Source organism: Marivita lacus (assembly GCF_014637725.1).
Taxonomy (GTDB): domain Bacteria; phylum Pseudomonadota; class Alphaproteobacteria; order Rhodobacterales; family Rhodobacteraceae; genus Marivita; species Marivita lacus.
In genome coordinates this window covers 58,871-75,014 of record NZ_BMFC01000005.1, presented here as the reverse complement: position 1 = coordinate 75,014, position 16,144 = coordinate 58,871, and the positions used below count along the sequence as shown (strand labels likewise).

At 62.8% G+C, this 16,144-nt stretch carries 15 protein-coding genes; 10 read left to right on the top strand and 5 right to left on the bottom strand.

The window, feature by feature from the left end; all coding sequences use genetic code 11:
- Window positions 1-21 precede the first annotated feature (21 nt).
- From argF to truA, 3 genes are all read right to left on the bottom strand, one after another.
- On the bottom strand, window positions 22-948 hold the full coding sequence (gene argF, locus IEV82_RS11780; protein ID WP_188482233.1) for an ornithine carbamoyltransferase: 927 nt from the start codon (window positions 946-948) through the stop codon (window positions 22-24).
- Between the two features lie 8 nt (window positions 949-956).
- Window positions 957-2,138, bottom strand: coding sequence for an aspartate aminotransferase family protein (locus IEV82_RS11775; protein ID WP_188482232.1), 1,182 nt, complete (start codon window positions 2,136-2,138; stop codon window positions 957-959).
- A 303-nt stretch (window positions 2,139-2,441) separates the two neighbouring features.
- Window positions 2,442-3,212, bottom strand: coding sequence for a tRNA pseudouridine(38-40) synthase TruA (gene truA, locus IEV82_RS11770; protein ID WP_188482231.1), 771 nt, complete (start codon window positions 3,210-3,212; stop codon window positions 2,442-2,444).
- Between the two features lie 111 nt (window positions 3,213-3,323).
- On the opposite strand from truA, the gene IEV82_RS11765 reads away from it, so the two are divergent.
- From IEV82_RS11765 to IEV82_RS11750, 4 genes are read left to right on the top strand one after another with little or no spacing between them, the layout of a single operon-like run.
- On the top strand, window positions 3,324-4,739 hold the full coding sequence (locus tag IEV82_RS11765) for a YcjX family GTP-binding protein (protein WP_188482230.1): 1,416 nt from the start codon (window positions 3,324-3,326) through the stop codon (window positions 4,737-4,739).
- Window positions 4,736-5,176, top strand: a complete 441-nt coding sequence (locus tag IEV82_RS11760; protein WP_229747768.1) for a GNAT family N-acetyltransferase — start codon at window positions 4,736-4,738, stop codon at window positions 5,174-5,176. Before IEV82_RS11765 ends, IEV82_RS11760 begins: the two co-directional genes overlap by 4 nt.
- Window positions 5,173-6,180 carry a YcjF family protein gene (locus IEV82_RS11755; RefSeq protein ID WP_188482229.1) on the top strand — a complete coding sequence of 336 codons (1,008 nt, stop codon included), beginning with the start codon at window positions 5,173-5,175 and terminating at the stop codon, window positions 6,178-6,180. Before IEV82_RS11760 ends, IEV82_RS11755 begins: the two co-directional genes overlap by 4 nt.
- 57 nt (window positions 6,181-6,237) lie before the next feature.
- Window positions 6,238-6,960 (top strand): VIT1/CCC1 transporter family protein, encoded by a 723-nt coding sequence (locus tag IEV82_RS11750; protein ID WP_188482228.1) that lies wholly within the window; start codon window positions 6,238-6,240, stop codon window positions 6,958-6,960.
- A gap of 67 nt (window positions 6,961-7,027) precedes the next feature.
- Here IEV82_RS11750 and IEV82_RS11745 read toward each other — a convergent pair whose 3' ends face one another.
- On the bottom strand, window positions 7,028-7,333 hold the full coding sequence (locus tag IEV82_RS11745; RefSeq protein WP_188482227.1) for a hypothetical protein: 306 nt from the start codon (window positions 7,331-7,333) through the stop codon (window positions 7,028-7,030).
- 428 nt (window positions 7,334-7,761) lie between these two features.
- On the opposite strand from IEV82_RS11745, the gene ileS reads away from it, so the two are divergent.
- The 4 genes from ileS (at window position 7,762) to IEV82_RS11725 (ending at window position 12,517) form a co-directional block, all read left to right on the top strand.
- Complete coding sequence (gene ileS, locus IEV82_RS11740; RefSeq protein ID WP_188482226.1) at window positions 7,762-10,752, top strand: isoleucine--tRNA ligase; 2,991 nt, start codon at window positions 7,762-7,764, stop codon at window positions 10,750-10,752.
- Window positions 10,736-10,972, top strand: coding sequence for a DUF3253 domain-containing protein (locus IEV82_RS11735; RefSeq protein WP_188482225.1), 237 nt, complete (start codon window positions 10,736-10,738; stop codon window positions 10,970-10,972). The genes ileS and IEV82_RS11735 overlap by 17 nt, the downstream gene beginning before the upstream one ends.
- Window positions 10,969-11,427: a methylated-DNA--[protein]-cysteine S-methyltransferase gene (locus IEV82_RS11730; RefSeq protein ID WP_188482224.1), complete on the top strand. Its 459-nt coding sequence runs from the start codon at window positions 10,969-10,971 to the stop codon at window positions 11,425-11,427. The genes IEV82_RS11735 and IEV82_RS11730 overlap by 4 nt, the downstream gene beginning before the upstream one ends.
- Before the next feature lie 232 nt (window positions 11,428-11,659).
- Window positions 11,660-12,517, top strand: a complete 858-nt coding sequence (locus tag IEV82_RS11725; RefSeq protein ID WP_188482223.1) for a DMT family transporter — start codon at window positions 11,660-11,662, stop codon at window positions 12,515-12,517.
- A gap of 10 nt (window positions 12,518-12,527) precedes the next feature.
- On the opposite strand, the gene IEV82_RS11720 is transcribed toward IEV82_RS11725, so the two are convergent.
- Window positions 12,528-13,361, bottom strand: coding sequence for a prephenate dehydratase (locus IEV82_RS11720; protein WP_188482222.1), 834 nt, complete (start codon window positions 13,359-13,361; stop codon window positions 12,528-12,530).
- A gap of 125 nt (window positions 13,362-13,486) precedes the next feature.
- Between IEV82_RS11720 and IEV82_RS11715 the strand changes: the two genes are divergently transcribed.
- Window positions 13,487-14,005, top strand: coding sequence for a c-type cytochrome (locus IEV82_RS11715; RefSeq protein WP_188482221.1), 519 nt, complete (start codon window positions 13,487-13,489; stop codon window positions 14,003-14,005).
- A gap of 185 nt (window positions 14,006-14,190) precedes the next feature.
- Window positions 14,191-16,140 (top strand): extracellular solute-binding protein, encoded by a 1,950-nt coding sequence (locus IEV82_RS11710; RefSeq protein WP_229747767.1) that lies wholly within the window; start codon window positions 14,191-14,193, stop codon window positions 16,138-16,140.
- Window positions 16,141-16,144: the final 4 nt, after the last annotated feature.

The window sequence follows — 16,144 nt, the reverse complement described above, 5'->3', positions numbered from 1 at the left end:
ACCAATCCTGATGGCCGCGGGTCACACCCCGAGACAATAGCGCATGATCGCCTTTTGCGCGTGCAGCCGGTTTTCCGCCTCGTCAAAGATCACCGATTGCGGGCCGTCCATCACCTCGGACGTCACCTCTTCGCCGCGATGCGCAGGCAGGCAATGCATGAACAGCGCGTCTGGCTTGGCCTGGCGCATCAGGTCGACATTCACCTGGTAGGGCCGCAGCATGTTGTGCCGCCGCTCCTTGGCGGATTGCGCGTCATGCATCGACACCCAGGTGTCCGCGACAACAAGGTCAGCACCCTCGACCGCCTTGAACGGATCGCGCTCGATGGCGACGGAAACGCCCGCGTTCCGGGCAAGGCCCACAAACTCCATCTCGGGATCAAGCTGCACCGGCCCGGTGAAGGTGAAATCGAACCCGAACTGCGCCGCGGCATGCAGGAAGGACGCGCAGACATTGTTGCCGTCCCCGCACCAGACAACCTTCTTGCCCCGGATCGGCCCGCGATGTTCCTCGTAGGTCATCACGTCCGCCATGATCTGGCAGGGATGGGAGCGGTCGGTCAGCCCGTTGATCACCGGAACGGTGGCGTTTTCCGCCATCTCTTCCAGAACCGCCTCGTCGAAGGTGCGGATCAAGATCAGGTCGACATAACGGCTCATCACCCGCGCGGTGTCGGCAATGGTTTCCCCATGCCCCAGTTGCATGTCAGACCCCGACAGCACCATGGTCTGCCCGCCCATCTGGCGCACACCCACGTCAAACGACACCCGCGTCCGCGTCGACGGCTTTTCGAAGATCAGCGCCACCATCCGCCCGGCCAGCGGCTGCTCGTCATCCAGCGCGCCCTTGGGACGCCCGTTGCGCGCGTCCTTCATGGCGATGCCCTGGTCGATCACCGCCCGCAGATCATCCGCGTCGGTTTTGTGAATATCCAGAAAATGCTTCATGTCCTGCCTCAGCCCTGCGTCTCGAGAACCGCGTCCGCGGCGAAATCGAGCCGGTTCACCGCCTCGGAAATCTCGTCTTCGCTGATGTTCAATGGCGGCAGAAGGCGCACGACGTTATCCGCCGCAGGCACCGTGATGACGCCGCAGCCATAGCCAGCCTTGACCAGATCGATCGGGGCCAGCTTGCACTTCAACCCAAGCATCAGCCCAAGCCCGCGCACGCCTTCGAACACGTCAGGGTGCGACGCGACCAGACCTTCGAGCTTTTGACGCAGGAATCCGGCCCGTGCGTTCACGGTCTCAAGGAACTCAGGCGCGCTGACGATGTCCATCACCGCGCAGCCCACAGCGCAGCCGAGCGGGTTGCCGCCATAGGTCGACCCATGCGTGCCCGCCGTCATGCCAGACGCCGCCTCTTCCGTGGCGAGCACCGCGCCCAGCGGAAAGCCCCCGCCGATGCCCTTGGCCACCATCATGATGTCGGGCGTCACTCCCGCCCATTCATGCGCAAACAATCGCCCCGTCCGCGCAACGCCGCATTGCACCTCGTCGAGGATCAGCAGAATGCCTTTCTCGTCGCACAGCGCGCGCAGCCCCTTAAGGCACTGGTCGGGCAGCGGTCGAATCCCGCCCTCTCCCTGTACCGGTTCGATCAGAATCGCGCCGACGCTGTCGTCGATCGCCGCATGCATCGCGTCGTGATCGCCCCAGCCGACATGCCTGAACCCCGGCAGAAGGGGCGCAAAGCCCTTGGTCATCTTTTCCGATCCGGCAGCCGCGATTCCCGCCGACGACCGGCCATGGAAAGAGCCTTCGAAGGCCAGGATCGTCGTCTTCTCGGGATGACCTTTGTCGTACCAGTACTTGCGCGCCATCTTGACCGCCAATTCGCAGGATTCAGTCCCCGAATTGGTAAAGAACACCGTGTCCGCGAAACTCGCCGCGACCAGCTTGTCGGCCAGCGCCTGCTGCTGCGGGATCTCGTAAAGGTTCGACACGTGCCACAGCTTCTGCGCCTGATCGGTCAGCGCCTGCACCAGCGCCGGATGGGCATGGCCCAGCGCGTTCACCGCGATACCTGCGCCCAGATCGAGAAAGCGTCGCCCATCCGCCTCGATCAGCCAGGTGCCTTCGCCCTTCACGAATTGAAGCGGCGCGCGGGAATAGGTGGGCAGGACAGAGGGGATCATGGCAAACCTCATTTCAGGAAGCCCAAGCCGTGCCAAGCAGCGCGGGCCAAGTCAACGGAAAGGATGATGAATTCGGACAAAAGGTGACGGATCGCCCACAATCCGGGGGCGGAAAGGCAAGATCAGATGTCTCGTCGGATGTCGATCAACTTTGTCATGCGGATTTCATCTGCCATAACCGATGTCAAAACAAGTCCTGTTCTTCTCCGGTTCGGAAATATCTCGGGGTTTGGGGCAGAGCCCCAAGCAGATTTTTGCAAAAATCTGCGCACCCGCGATGCGCCCCGCGCAGCGCAATCCCTCTCATGCCACAAACGGATCGTCCGGATAACCGACACCGGTCAGGTACAACCCCTGCGGCGGACTGACCGGCCCGCACGCCGCCCGATCCCGCGCCTCAAGCGCATCTTGCACATCTTCCGGGTTCCAAGCACCTGCTCCCACCCGCTCCAGCGTGCCGACGAAACTGCGCACCTGGTTGTGCAGGAAGGACCGCGCGCGCAGGCGGAACTGATGTTCCATGCCCCAATCGGTCTCGACCTGCGTGATATCCAGCGCGTCCAGGGTCTTTACCGGAGAGGTCGCCTGACACATGGTGGACCGAAACGTGGTGAAATCGTGCAACCCTATCAGATACCGCGCCGCGTCCTGCATCGGCGCCAGATCCAGATCGTGCTTCACCTGCCAGACCTGCCCCGCCTCCAGCGTCAACGGCGCGCGGCGTGACACCAGACGGAAGAGGTACCGCCGTTCGGTCGCCGAAAACCGCGCGTGCCAGTCGCCTGCGACCAATGCCGCGTCCACGATTGCCACAGGCAAGGGCTTCAGGTGATAGTTCAACGCCTCGGACAGCCGGAACGGCGACCAATCCTTGCTCAGGTCGCAATGACAGACCTGCCCACGCGCGTGAACGCCAGCATCCGTGCGTCCTGCAGCTGCAATCGTATGCGCGCCCGGTTCCAACCGCGCCAAGGCTGCTTCGATCGCGCCCTGAACCGACGGCTGATCGGCCTGCCTTTGCCAACCGGCAAAAGGCGCGCCATCGTATTCGACTTTGAGGGCATATCTGGGCATGCGCCCCGCTTAGCCTGACGATTTGCGTGGAACAATCCCCCTTGCGCTGCACTGGTATCTGCGGCCCCCCGCCTTTATCTGTGGGGTCAACACAATGAAACGAGGCCCCTCTTGGTCATTTCCACCATTGCCGACACTCTGACCCGTGGCTTCGAGAACGTCACCCATACCCTGTCGGGCGCGTTTTTTGAGCCCGTGATCCGGCTTGGCGTGACGGGGCTGGCGCGGTCCGGCAAGACGGTGTTCATCACCTCGCTGGTGGCCAACCTGATGGATCGCGGACGCATGCCCGGCCTTCTGGCGCAGGGCGAAGGGCGCATTCTGTCGGCCTATCTGCAGCCGCAGCCTGACGACACGCTGCCGCGTTTCGACTACGAAGCGCATCTGGGCGACCTGACCGCCCGCGTTCCGCACTGGCCCGACAGCACGCGCACGATCAGCGAATTGCGCCTCTCGCTCAAGGTGCGCCCGGCGGGGCTTTTGTCGGGGTTTCAGGGGCCGCGGACCATACATCTCGACATCGTTGATTATCCCGGTGAGTGGTTGCTTGATCTTGGCTTGCTCGACAAAAGCTATGCCCAATGGTCTGAAGAAACCCTTAAGCGGATCGAAAACCGCGAGGCCGCGCAGGATTACCTTCAGATCGCCCGCGCCGAAGACGCGACCGCACAGCTCGAAGAGCCGCGCGCGCAGAAACTTGCCGCACGCTTTACCGCCTATCTGACCGCCGCCCGGCAGGCCGGGTTTTCGGATTGCACACCCGGGCGATTCCTTTTGCCCGGCGATCTCGCGGGCAGTCCGGTCCTCACCTTCGCGCCTCTTCCACCGACAGGAAATCCGCCGCGAAAATCGCTGGTCCGCGAGATGGAGCGCCGCTTCGAGGCCTACAAATCCCAAGTCGTCAAACCCTTCTTCCGCGACCACTTTGCCAAGATCGACCGCCAGGTCGTGCTGGTCGATGCGCTGGGGGCGATCCATGCCGGCCCGCAGGCGGTCGAGGACATGCGGCAGGCGATGTCGGACATCCTGGGCGCCTTTCGCCCAGGTCAGAACGCCTTTCTGAGCCAGCTTCTGCTGGGCAAACGGGTCGAGAAGATCCTCTTTGCCGCCACCAAGGCCGACCATTTGCACCACACGCAGCACGCCCGCCTGACCGCGATCATGGAATCGCTGACCCGCGAGGCCCGCGACCGCGCGCAATTTGCCGGGGCCAAGACCAGCGCCATGTCCATTGCATCCTTGCGCGCCACGGTCGAGGAGATGCGCCCGCATCAGGGCAGCGAATTGGCCTGCGTGCGCGGCACGCTTCTCGACAGCGGCAAACAAGCGGCGTTCTATCCCGGAGAGTTGCCGCAGGACCCGACACATCTGCTTGGCCCAGCCCGCGACGGTGCGGAAAAATGGCTCGATCAGGACTACCAGATCATGCGCTTTGCTCCTGCGCAGCTCAGCCTGAAACCCGGTGAAGGCCCGCCGCACATCCGGCTTGATCGCGCGGCACAGTTCCTGATCGGAGATCGGTTGTGACCGTGTTGCGCCGTGCCACTCCGCTCGATGCGGGCCGCGTCGGCGCGATCCTGTCGGCGTGGATCGACGAGACCCCGTGGATGCCGCGCATTCACACCCGCGCCGAGGACATCGCCCATGCCGACATGATGGTGCAGAGAGGCTGGGTCACTGTTTCCGAGTGCGAAACAATCACCGGCTTTCTGGCGCGCGACAAGGACGACATTCACGCACTCTACATCGCCCCCGACGCGCGTGGTCAGGGCATCGGAACGCGCCTTCTGGCCGATGCGATGCAGCACCACGATCACCTGACGCTCTGGACCTTTCAGGCCAACACCCGCGCGCAAGCGTTTTACGAACGGCACGGCTTCGCCCAGACGGACCGCACCGATGGCGCGGGCAATGACGAAGGCCTGCCCGACATCCGCTACCAGTGGCAAAGGACACAGCCATGACCAAGTCCAAAGGCCCGGTCCTGTTCGATCTGGACGATGACGCCCCCGCCCCCACCCCGGCCGAGGCACCCCCGGTGCCCGATACGCTGGAACCGGCGCCGCAGGGACAGGCGATGATGACCGCAGCCGCCCTTGCCGCGCGCCCCGTGTCGCGGCTCGCGCGGTGGTTCTGGTCGTTGCTGGTGCTGTTGATCACCACGGTCGCCTCTGTCGCCGCCTGGAATTTCGTGACCGGTCTGGTGAGCCAGAATCTCTACCTCGGCTACGCGGTTGCGGCGCTGTTCGCGGCGTTCCTGCTGGTTGTCCTGATGATCGTGGTCAAGGAGCTGTCGGCCTTCGCCCGTCTGGGCCGGATCGACCGCATCCAGCACGCCGCCGATGCAGCGCTTGCCGGTGAGGACCTTACCGCCGCCCGCAGAGTGGTGAAGGATCTGACCGACCTCTACGCGGCCCGCGATGACACGAAATGGGGACGTGACCGCCTGAAGGACCGCGAGGCGGACATGTTCGACGCCTCCGCCCTGATCGCGCTGGCGGATCACGAGCTGCTTGGCACTCTGGACGCCGCCGCACGGCGCGAGGTCGAGGCTGCCGCACGGCAGGTCGCGACAGTCACCGCCCTTGTGCCGCTTGCACTGGCCGATGTGGTGGCGGCCCTTGGGGCGAACATCCGCATGATCCGACGCATTGCTGAGATCTACGGCGGCCGTTCCGGCACCTTGGGAAGCTGGCGTCTGACCCGCGCTGTGCTGTCGCATCTGGTGGCCACCGGCGCCGTTGCCGTGGGCGACGACATGCTGGAGCCGATCCTTGGTGGCAGCATCATCGGCAAGCTGTCGCGGCGCTTTGGCGAGGGGCTCGTCAATGGCGCGCTGACCGCCCGCGTAGGTGTCGCAGCGATCGAGGTCTGCCGCCCACTGCCCTTTGCCTCTGGCAAACGTCCGTCGGTCCGTTCCATCGTCAAGACCGCGCTGTCCGGACTGTTCGCCACCAAGACGCGCTGATCCAGAATTTGATCAACCCCATTGCAGCTTGGCCCCGCGTGCCACATGCTGACAATTATGGACCAACACCCAGGCGATCACGGCCACAGCCAGGCTGAAGTCGAAGCCCGCATCAACGCCCCCGCCGGGCGCGGTTATTTGCGCGACACCGTCTACGGGGCCATCGACGGATCGGTGACGACCTTCGCCATTGTTGCTGGCGTCGCGGGCGCGGGGCTGTCGCCTTGGGTCATCATCGCGCTTGGCATCGCAAACGTGCTGGCAGACGGGTTTTCCATGGCCGCCGGAAACTATTCCGGGACCAAGGCCGAACTGGATGACGCCAGCCGGCTCCGCCAGATCGAGGAGCGCCATATCCGCAAATACCCCGAGGGCGAAAAGCGCGAGCTGCGCGAAATCCTGCGCCGCAAGGGCCTGTCGGGCGAGGCGCTTGACGGCGCGGTCGATCAAATCTCGCAAAACCGCGAACAATGGGTGCAGATGATGCTCGAGGGCGAATACGGTCTGGCCTCGGTCGATCCGCACCCGCTCCGGGCGGCATGGGCCACCTTCGCGGCGTTTCTTGCCGCAGGCATGATCCCGCTTTTGCCCTTCCTCTTGGGGTTGGAGGACGCGTTCCGCATCTCGACCATCCTGACGCTGGCCACGTTCTTTGGCATCGGCGCGTATAAATCGCGCTGGTCACTGGCACCGTGGTGGCGATCCGGTCTGGAAACGCTGCTGATCGGCGGAACCGCCGCCGCCATCGCGTATTTCGTGGGAACGCTGTTCAACGTGTGAACCATCGCACCCCGCTCCGGGGCTGGAACGGGGTGCACAAGCCGGTCAAGAGGCATCATCTGCCCGCTCATTCACCAAGCTGCGGTGCAGGTGCCGGTTCGACCGGGATGCCACCGGACGTGCCATCACTGGGAATGGATTGGGTGGTACCACTGTCCACACCGGGCGCGGCCTCCTCCGGATCAGCCCCGTAAGCAAGAGCAACCATCAGTACGATGACAGCAAGGATCACACCAAGACCGATCAAAGGGCCTTTGGCAGAGCCACCTCCGCCCGGTATGTCCAATGGGTCAAGGGGGTCGCCCGGCATCGGCTTATGACCTCGGCGGGCGGGGTCGTTCGGATTGCGATAGTCAGTGCTTTCGTAGATCATGGTCTTCTCCTCTTTTTTGCGGGCCGGGACAGTCGGACACGGCAAACACCAAAGTCCCGACGCCATGGCATGATGCAGAAGAAATGCGCGACCGCACGGATGCGTTGCGAAAACTGGGTTTTCTGGCATGATGCAGCCGGATGAGCGGTGTCGCTTCGGCAAGTTCCTGCATTCTGTCCGGACAATGTGCCAACCGGCGGAAACTTGCAGAACCCCGATCTGTCACGGGGCGAAATTTTGCCATGGTTCAGACCTCTGGACGTCGCAGCCCGTCGCTCCTATAACGCGCCGCATGACGCACCGCATCGCGATCATCCTTCGAATTACATGCCCGGCGCTCTAACGATACGAGCCGCCGGGACAAGGCGTATGGACACCCGCGCCGCTCCTCTCACATCCCCCTGATCCGAACCCCGAGGACGCTCCAAATGTGCGCCGAAACACCTGATTACAAAGACACGCTGAACCTGCCCGAAACCGATTTCCCGATGCGCGCGGGCCTGCCCACCCGCGAACCGGCATGGCTGGAAAAATGGGCCAAGATGGGCGTTTACGACCGGCTTCGCGACAAGGCAGAGGGCCGCAAGCCGTTTACGCTCCATGACGGCCCGCCCTACGCCAACGGCCACCTGCATATCGGTCACGCGCTCAACAAGATCCTCAAGGACATGGTGGTCCGGTCCCAGCAGATGATGGGGCGCGATGCGCGCTACATCCCCGGCTGGGATTGCCACGGCCTGCCCATCGAATGGAAGATCGAGGAACAGTACCGCGCCAAGGGCAAGAACAAGGACGAGGTCGATGTTGTCGATTTCCGTCAGGAATGCCGCAAGTTCGCCGAAGGCTGGATCGATATCCAGCGCGACGAGTTCAAGCGCCTTGGCATCACCGGCACATGGGACAAACCCTATCTGACGATGGACTTTCGCGCCGAGCGGATCATCGCGGAGGAGTTCCAGAAATTCCTGATGACCGGAACGCTGTACCAGGGGTCCAAGCCTGTCATGTGGTCGCCCGTGGAAAAGACCGCGCTGGCCGAGGCCGAGGTCGAGTATCACGACAAGGAAAGCCACACGATCTGGGTCAAGTTCCGCGTCACCGATTTCGACATGCCTGACATGGACCGTGCCGGCGAAGAGGAAAACGTCGACGCGGGCGCCGACGTGATCCGCACGCTGGAAAAGATGCGCGGCACCTTCATGGGTGCCTACGTGGTGATCTGGACGACAACGCCCTGGACCATCCCGTCGAACAAGGCGGTCGTGTTCGGTGATGACATCTCCTACGGCCTCTACGAGATCACTGGCCGCCCCGAGGAATGCTGGGCGCGCATTGGCGACCGCTATATCCTTGCCGACAAGCTGGCTGGCGAGGTGATGCGCCGGGCGCGACTGGACGATGGCATGTATCGCCGCCTGTGTGACGTGACCTCGCATCAGCTTGCCGCGATGGCGCTGGCACATCCGCTGGCCGGTGCAGACGGCGGGAACGGCGAATGGGACGACCCGCGCGATTTCCGCGCCGCCGATTTCGTGACCGAAGACGAAGGCACCGGCTTTGTCCATTGCGCGCCGTCGCACGGGATGGAGGAATACGAGCTTTACCGCGATCTCGGCATGCTGGAGCAGGTCATCACGTATAACGTGATGGACGATGGCGGCTTCCGCGCCGATCTGCCCTTCTTTGGCGGCACCTACATCCTTGACCGCAAGGGCAAGGAGGGCAACGCCAACACCGCCGTGATCAACAAGCTGATCGAGACCGGTGGCCTGCTGGCGCGCGGCAAGATCAAGCACAGCTATCCGCACAGCTGGCGCTCCAAGGCGCCGGTGATCTACCGCAACACACCGCAATGGTTCGCCGCCATCGACCGGCCCGTGGGCGACGGGCAGGACACCTATGGCACGACGATCCGGCAGCGCGCGCTGACCTCCATCGACCAACTGGTGACATGGACGCCGCAGACCGGACGCAACAGGCTCTATTCGATGATCGAAGCGCGGCCCGACTGGGTGCTCTCGCGTCAGCGCGCATGGGGTGTGCCCTTGACGTGTTTCGTCAAGAAAGGTGCCATGCCCACGGACAGCGATTACCTGCTGCGGGATGAGACCGTGAACGCGCGGGTGCTGGAGGCGTTCGAAGCCGAGGGCGCCGATGCGTGGTACAAGCCCGGCGCGAAAGAGCGGTTCCTTGGAAACGACTATGATCCCAGCGAATGGGACCAGGTGTTCGACATCCTCGACGTGTGGTTCGATTCAGGCTCGACCCACGCTTTCGTGCTGCGCGACCGCGAGGACGGGTCCGAAGACGGTCTGGCCGATCTTTATCTCGAGGGCACCGACCAGCACCGGGGCTGGTTCCATTCGTCGATGCTGCAGTCCTGCGGCACGCAGGGCCGTGCGCCCTATCGCGGCGTGCTGACCCACGGCTTCACGCTCGACGAGAAGGGCAACAAGATGTCCAAATCGCTGGGCAACACCGTCGCCCCCGAGGACGTGACCAAGCAGTACGGCGCGGACATCCTGCGCCTCTGGGTGGCACAGGCCGATTACACCGCCGACCTCCGCATCGGGCCGGAGATCCTCAAGGGCGTCGCCGACAGCTACCGTCGCCTGCGCAACACGATGCGGTTCCTGCTGGGTGCACTGTCGCATTTCGAGGAATCGGACCGGGTTGAACCTGCGGACATGCCCGAGTTGGAGCGGTATGTGCTGCACCGTCTGGCCGAACTCGACGAGATGGTGCGTGACGGCTACACCGCCTACGACTTCCAGGGGGTGTTCCAGCAATTGTTCAACTTCTGCACCGTGGAGCTGTCGGCCTTCTATTTCGACGTGCGCAAGGACGTTTTGTATTGTGACGGCGACACAGCACGCCGCCGTGCCGCGCGGACGGTGATGGACCTTCTGTTCCACCGCCTGACCACGTGGCTGGCCCCGGTGCTGGTCTTCACGATGGAGGATGTCTGGCTCGACCGCTTCCCCGGCGAGGACAGCTCGATCCATCTGCAGGACATCCCGGAAACGCCCGCATCGTGGAAAGACGAGGCGCTGGCCGCGAAATGGGCCAAGGTACGCCGCGCTCGCCGTGCGGTGACTGCGGCTTTGGAGGTGCAGCGCACCGACAAGGTGATCGGGGCCTCTCTCGAAGCGGCACCGGTGGTGCATATCGACGATGCCGAGATGCTGGAGGCGCTGAAATCGGTCAGTTTTGACGATCTCTGCATCACTTCCGCGATCAGCCTGACCGGCGATCCGGCCCCGGCAGAGGCGTTCCGCCTTCCCGAGGTTGCGGGTGTTGGCGTGGTGTTCGAAAAAGCCGAAGGCGAGAAGTGCCAGCGCTGCTGGAAGATCCTGCCGGATGTGGGCACGCACCAGCATCCCGGCACCTGCCAGCGGTGCGATGACGCCCTCGGATAACGTCATCGCAGATGTCCTGCTCGACCTCGCGCATCAGCGCGGGGTCGGCAAGACCTTTTGCCCCTCTGAAGCCGCACGCAGGCTGTCTGACGACTGGCGCCCCTTGATGCCCGAGGTGCGGCGCGTCGCGGCGACATTGCCGTTGGTGGCAACGCAGAAAGGCAACGCCGTCGACCCGGTGGAGGCCAAGGGGCCGATCCGGTTGGGCCTGAAGCCATGAGCCGCTTCGAACAGTCCGTACATTCGCCCTTCGGCCCGCTGACGCTTGTGTCGGATGCTGTGGGGGTGACTGCGCTGAAATGGCGGGACGGGCGGCAGGATGGCACGCCGGTTCTGCGGCAGGCGGCGGTGCAACTGTCGGAATATTTCGCCGGGACGCGGCAGGATTTCACGGTGCCGATCCGGCTGACCTGCTCCAACTTTCAGCGCACCGTCTGCGCCGCGATGTCGGCCATTCCGTTTGGCGAGACCCGGACCTATGGCGATCTTGCAACAGTGCTGGGCGTTACGGCGCAGGCGATCGGGCAGGCCTGCGGGGGCAACCCGCTCCCGATCCTGATCCCCTGCCACCGGGTGCTTGGGTCAAACGGGCTGGGTGGCTATTCCGGCGATGGCGGGATCGAGACCAAGGTGGCGCTGCTGCGGCTCGAGGGGGCAGCTGGGTTGTTGATCTGAATGTTTCGCGGCGAAACAATAGGTCCGATCCGGACCTGACTTTGCAAACCCGGTTAATGGCGCGTCAAAGTTTGCAAACCGTCAAGAATTGGTGAAGCCACGGGCAGTGTTATCACCTGCTTCACGCGCCCGAGCTTGTGTGCAAGCCTGTATGTGCTAAGCGAAACGATCCTTGGCAATCCGGACAGGCGCAGAGTGACATGCTTCGCATTGGATTAAATTGAAGCGCAGCATGACAGAACAAAACCGTGCCATCCTTCTCATGATCACCGCGATCTTCTGCTTTTCGATCATGGACGCGACGGTCAAGGCGCTGGCTCCGAACGTCGGGGTGCTTCCCGCATTGTGGGCGAGATATGCCGGGCAGATGCTTCTGGTGTTCGTGCTGGTGCTGCCAAGGCTCACAACCGTGGTGCGCACGAAATACCCGGGCTTCCAGTTCCTGCGCTCCATTCTGCTGATGAGCGCAACGGCATGTTTCTTTACCGGCCTGAGCTTGATCCCGCTGTCGGATGCAGCCGCCTTGATGTCCACGAATCCCATGCTCGTCACTCTGGGTGCTGCGCTGTTTCTTGGCGAAAAACTTGGGGTGCGGCGGGTTGCCGGCATTGTCGCAGCGATGATCGGGGCTCTGATCATCATTCGGCCCGGCAGCGACGTTTTCAGTGCGGCGGCGCTTTTCCCGCTTGGCGCTGCCGTCTGCTATTCGGCCTATGCCTTGCTCACCCGTCGCGTCGGTGCGGATGAGGATGTCTGGACATCGCTCTTCTACACCGGGTTCGTTGGCACCGTGTTGCTGAGCATTCTCGTGCCGTTTCAATGGCAGACCCCAAATGCAACGGATGTTGCACTGATGGTGATCGTGGCTGTCGCAGGCACCATAGGTCAGCTTGCGCTGATACGGGCGTTTTCAATCGGCGAAGCCGCGATGCTGGCCCCGTATTCCTATGCCGGGCTTGCGTTTGCAGCCTTTTGGGGCGTGATCTTTTTCTCCGAGATTCCGGATTTCTGGACAATCGTCGGCAGCCTCGTGATCGCTTCGGCAGGCCTGTATGTCTGGCATCGGGAAGCGCGACAGAAGGCAGGTTGAGGCGCGCGCTTCAGTCGCGGCGGGGGTCGCGGGGATAGGTGCCGAGGATGTTCAGCATGTCGGTGAAGTAATCCAGCTCTTCCAGCGCGCGATCCACGGCAGGATCATCGGGGTGGCCTTCGATATCGGCATAGAACTGCGTCGCGGTAAACGATCCGTCAACCATGTACGACTCCAGCTTGGTCATGTTCACGCCATTCGTCGCGAAACCGCCCATCGCCTTGTAGAGCGCCGCCGGAATGTTGCGGACCTGGAAGACGAAGGTGGTCATCATGCCGTGATCGCCACGCCGCGTGGTGTCGCCCTCACGGGCCATCAGCAGGAAACGGGTCGTGTTGCTGTCGGTGTCCTCGATATGGCGGGCCAGCACGTTCAGGCCGTAAATCTCTCCTGCCAGCTCGCTGGCAAGGGCGGCTGCGTGTTTCTCGCCGCGTTCGGCGATTTCGCGGGCTGCACGCGCGTTGTCGGCATTCACCCGCCCACGGATTCCATGCCTGGTCAGGAAGGTCGCGCATTGCGGCAGCAGCACCAGATGTGAATGCGCCTCGGTCACGTCTTCAAGCCTGGCACCCGGCACGGCGAGCAGGTTGATGTGCACGCGCACGAAGGCTTCATCGACGATCTTGAGCCCGCTTTTGGGCAACAGGCGGTGAATGTCGGCGACCCGGCCATAGATCGTGTTTTCAACCGGGAGCATGGCCATATCGGCCTTGCCGGTCTGAACCGCAGCGATCACGTCCTCGAAGGTGCGGCAGGGCAGAGGCGTCATATCAGGGCGCGCGTCGCGGCAGGCCTCGTGGGAATAGGCACCCAATTCCCCCTGGAAAGCGATGGCGTTGGTCATGCGGACTCCGACAATTCTGGCCCACCGGGCGTTTGGTCGCGGCTTCTACACCTTGCCTTGCGGAAGGGGAAGCAATAGATACCCGCGCGACATGCAGGAAACACTAGCGGACGGGTACGCACACAATGTTGGATACAATGACCTTCACCAAGATCGTCGGCAGCTTATGTGGCGCGCTTCTGATCTTCCTTCTGGGCAAATGGGCAGCCGAGACTCTTTATCACGTCGGCGGCGACCATGGTGAAGCTGTTGCGGTCTATGTGATCGAGACGGGTGAGGACGAGGCCGAGACCGAAGAGGCTGTCGCCGAAGTCAACTTCGACACGCTTCTCGAAACAGCAGACGCATCGGCGGGCGAGCGCCAGTGGGGCAAGTGCCGCGCGTGCCACGTGCTGGAAGCTGGCGAAAACCGCGCCGGACCGTATCTCTATAACGTCGTGGGTCGTGACGTCGGCATCGCAGAGGGTTTCAACTACTCGGGGGCGCTGAGCGAAGTGGCCGACGTGTGGACCGTGGAAAACCTCTACCGCTTCATCGAGAACCCGCGCGGCTGGGCCCCCGGCACGTCGATGGGCTTTGCCGGATTGTCCGACTCCGAAGATCGCGCAAACCTCATCGCATACCTCGCGACATTCTCGGACTGATCCACGGATCATGCTCTGACGGATCAGGCCGCTGCCCTCGGGTGGCGGCCTTTCTTTTTCACAATCACGTTTTTTCCTCGGCATTTGGCCGAGGCTCCCGCATTCTCACCTTGAATGTGGGCGAGTTCGTTCTTTAGCTTACATAGGGATGCAGAGATGCACACTCGAGCCACGGAGACATGAACATGCCCCACAGACGCGTCCGGCCCTCCTTTGCAGACATGAATCGTCGTCAAACGCTGAAATTGCTGGGTGGCAGCGCCGTCGCGGCAGGTGCGGGTGCCTCGGGCACTCTGTCCTTCGCGGCAAGTCATGGCGGGGATGACGAGATCATCCGGTCCCATGGCTATTCCTATTTTGGTGACCTGCTCTATCCGCCGGATTTCTCGCATTTCAACTACGTGAACCCCGATGCGCCCAAGGGCGGGCAGATCACCCTGAGCGCACGCGGCACGTTCGACGGGTTCAACCGCTGGGCCTGGCGCGGCAATCCGCAGACCAATTCGGACGTGGTCGGAGAGTCGCTTCTGGCGGGTGACGCGTTCGGAACGGCCGTTCCGGCGGATTCGCTGACCGACCAGTATTGCCTGATCGCGCGCGAGATCGAGTACCCGAAATCCAAGGAATGGTGCGTATTCCACATGCGCGATGACGTGGTGTTCCGGAACGGCGCGCCAGTGCGCGCGCAGGATGCAGCCTTCACGTTCAACCTGTTCCTCGAACAGGGCATCCGGTCATTCTCGCGGTCGGTCAGCGAACGGATCGAAGGCGTCGAGGTGATCGATGACCTCACGCTGCGGTACAAGTTCGTCGATGACATCTCGCGCCGGTCGCTGATCAGCCAGGTGGGGGGCATGATCGTGCTGTCCGAGGACTGGTATCAGGAAACCGGCGAGCGGCTGGATGAACCCTCGGTGCTGTCGCCCATGGGGACCGGGCCGTACCAGGTCGGAGATTATGAGTTCAACCGCTACGTGGTCTACGAACGCAACCCCAACTACTGGGGCTGGGATCATCCGGTGAACGTGGGCCGGCACAATTTCGACCGCATCCGCATCGAGTACTTCGCGGATGCCACGGCTGAGTTCGAGGCGTTCAAGGCGGGCGAATATACGTTCCGGTCCGAAGGATCGAGCAAACGCTGGGCCACGGGCTATGATTTCCCGGCGATCAACGAAGGCCATGCCGTCCGCGAGGAATTGCCCGACAAGACCGCGCCGCTCAACTCCGGGGTTGTCTTCAACACGCTGCGCGCACCGGTCGACAACCGCAATGTGCGCCACGCGCTGTCGCTGGCCTTCAATTTCGAATGGACGCGCGAGTCGCTGGAATTCGACCTGACCACGCAGCGCAATTCCTTTGCCGAAGGTCAGGAGTGGGAAGCCAAAGGCGTGCCGCAAGGGGCCGAACTGGCGTTCCTGCAGTCGCTGGGCGACGTGGTTCCGCAAGACATGCTGACCGAACCGGCGGTCATGCCGCACAGTTCGAACAAGGACGATCCGTCCGACCGCAGGAACCAGCGTGCGGCCATGCGTATTCTTGCCGATGAAGGCTGGACGGTCGACGATCAGGGCCGCATGGTCGATGCCAACGGTCAGCAGATGACGCTCGATTTCCTCGTGTTGTCCACATGGGACGACACGCGGCAAGCCACCATCGAGACCTATGTGAACACGCTGCGGAACTGGGGCATCGAAGTGAATGCAAACGCGGTGGATTCCGCACAGGGGCAGCAGCGGTTCCTCGACAAGGATTATGACATGATCCAGACGTCGGTTCAGACCTTCTCGACCGTCGGCACAGGGCTGAAACAGCTTTTCGGGTCCGAGACGGCGGAAGTGTCATCCTGGAACCCGTCGGCGCTGCGCAGCCCTGTGGTGGATGCGATCATCGAAGCCGCGCTTAACGCGGAGACGCGCGAGGACGAAATCACCGCGCTGACAGCGCTGGACCGCGCGCTTCGGTACGAACGGATCGTCGCCCATGCCGGGTACGTGCCTGAATACTGGATCGCCTATTTCGACATGTTCGAACGTCCCGAAGACCTGCCCTTGCTGGGCTTGGGCGTTCTGGATTTCTGGTGGTTCAACGAAGAGAAATACGAGGCCCTCCGGGCTGCTGGCGCGCTGAGGTAACTGA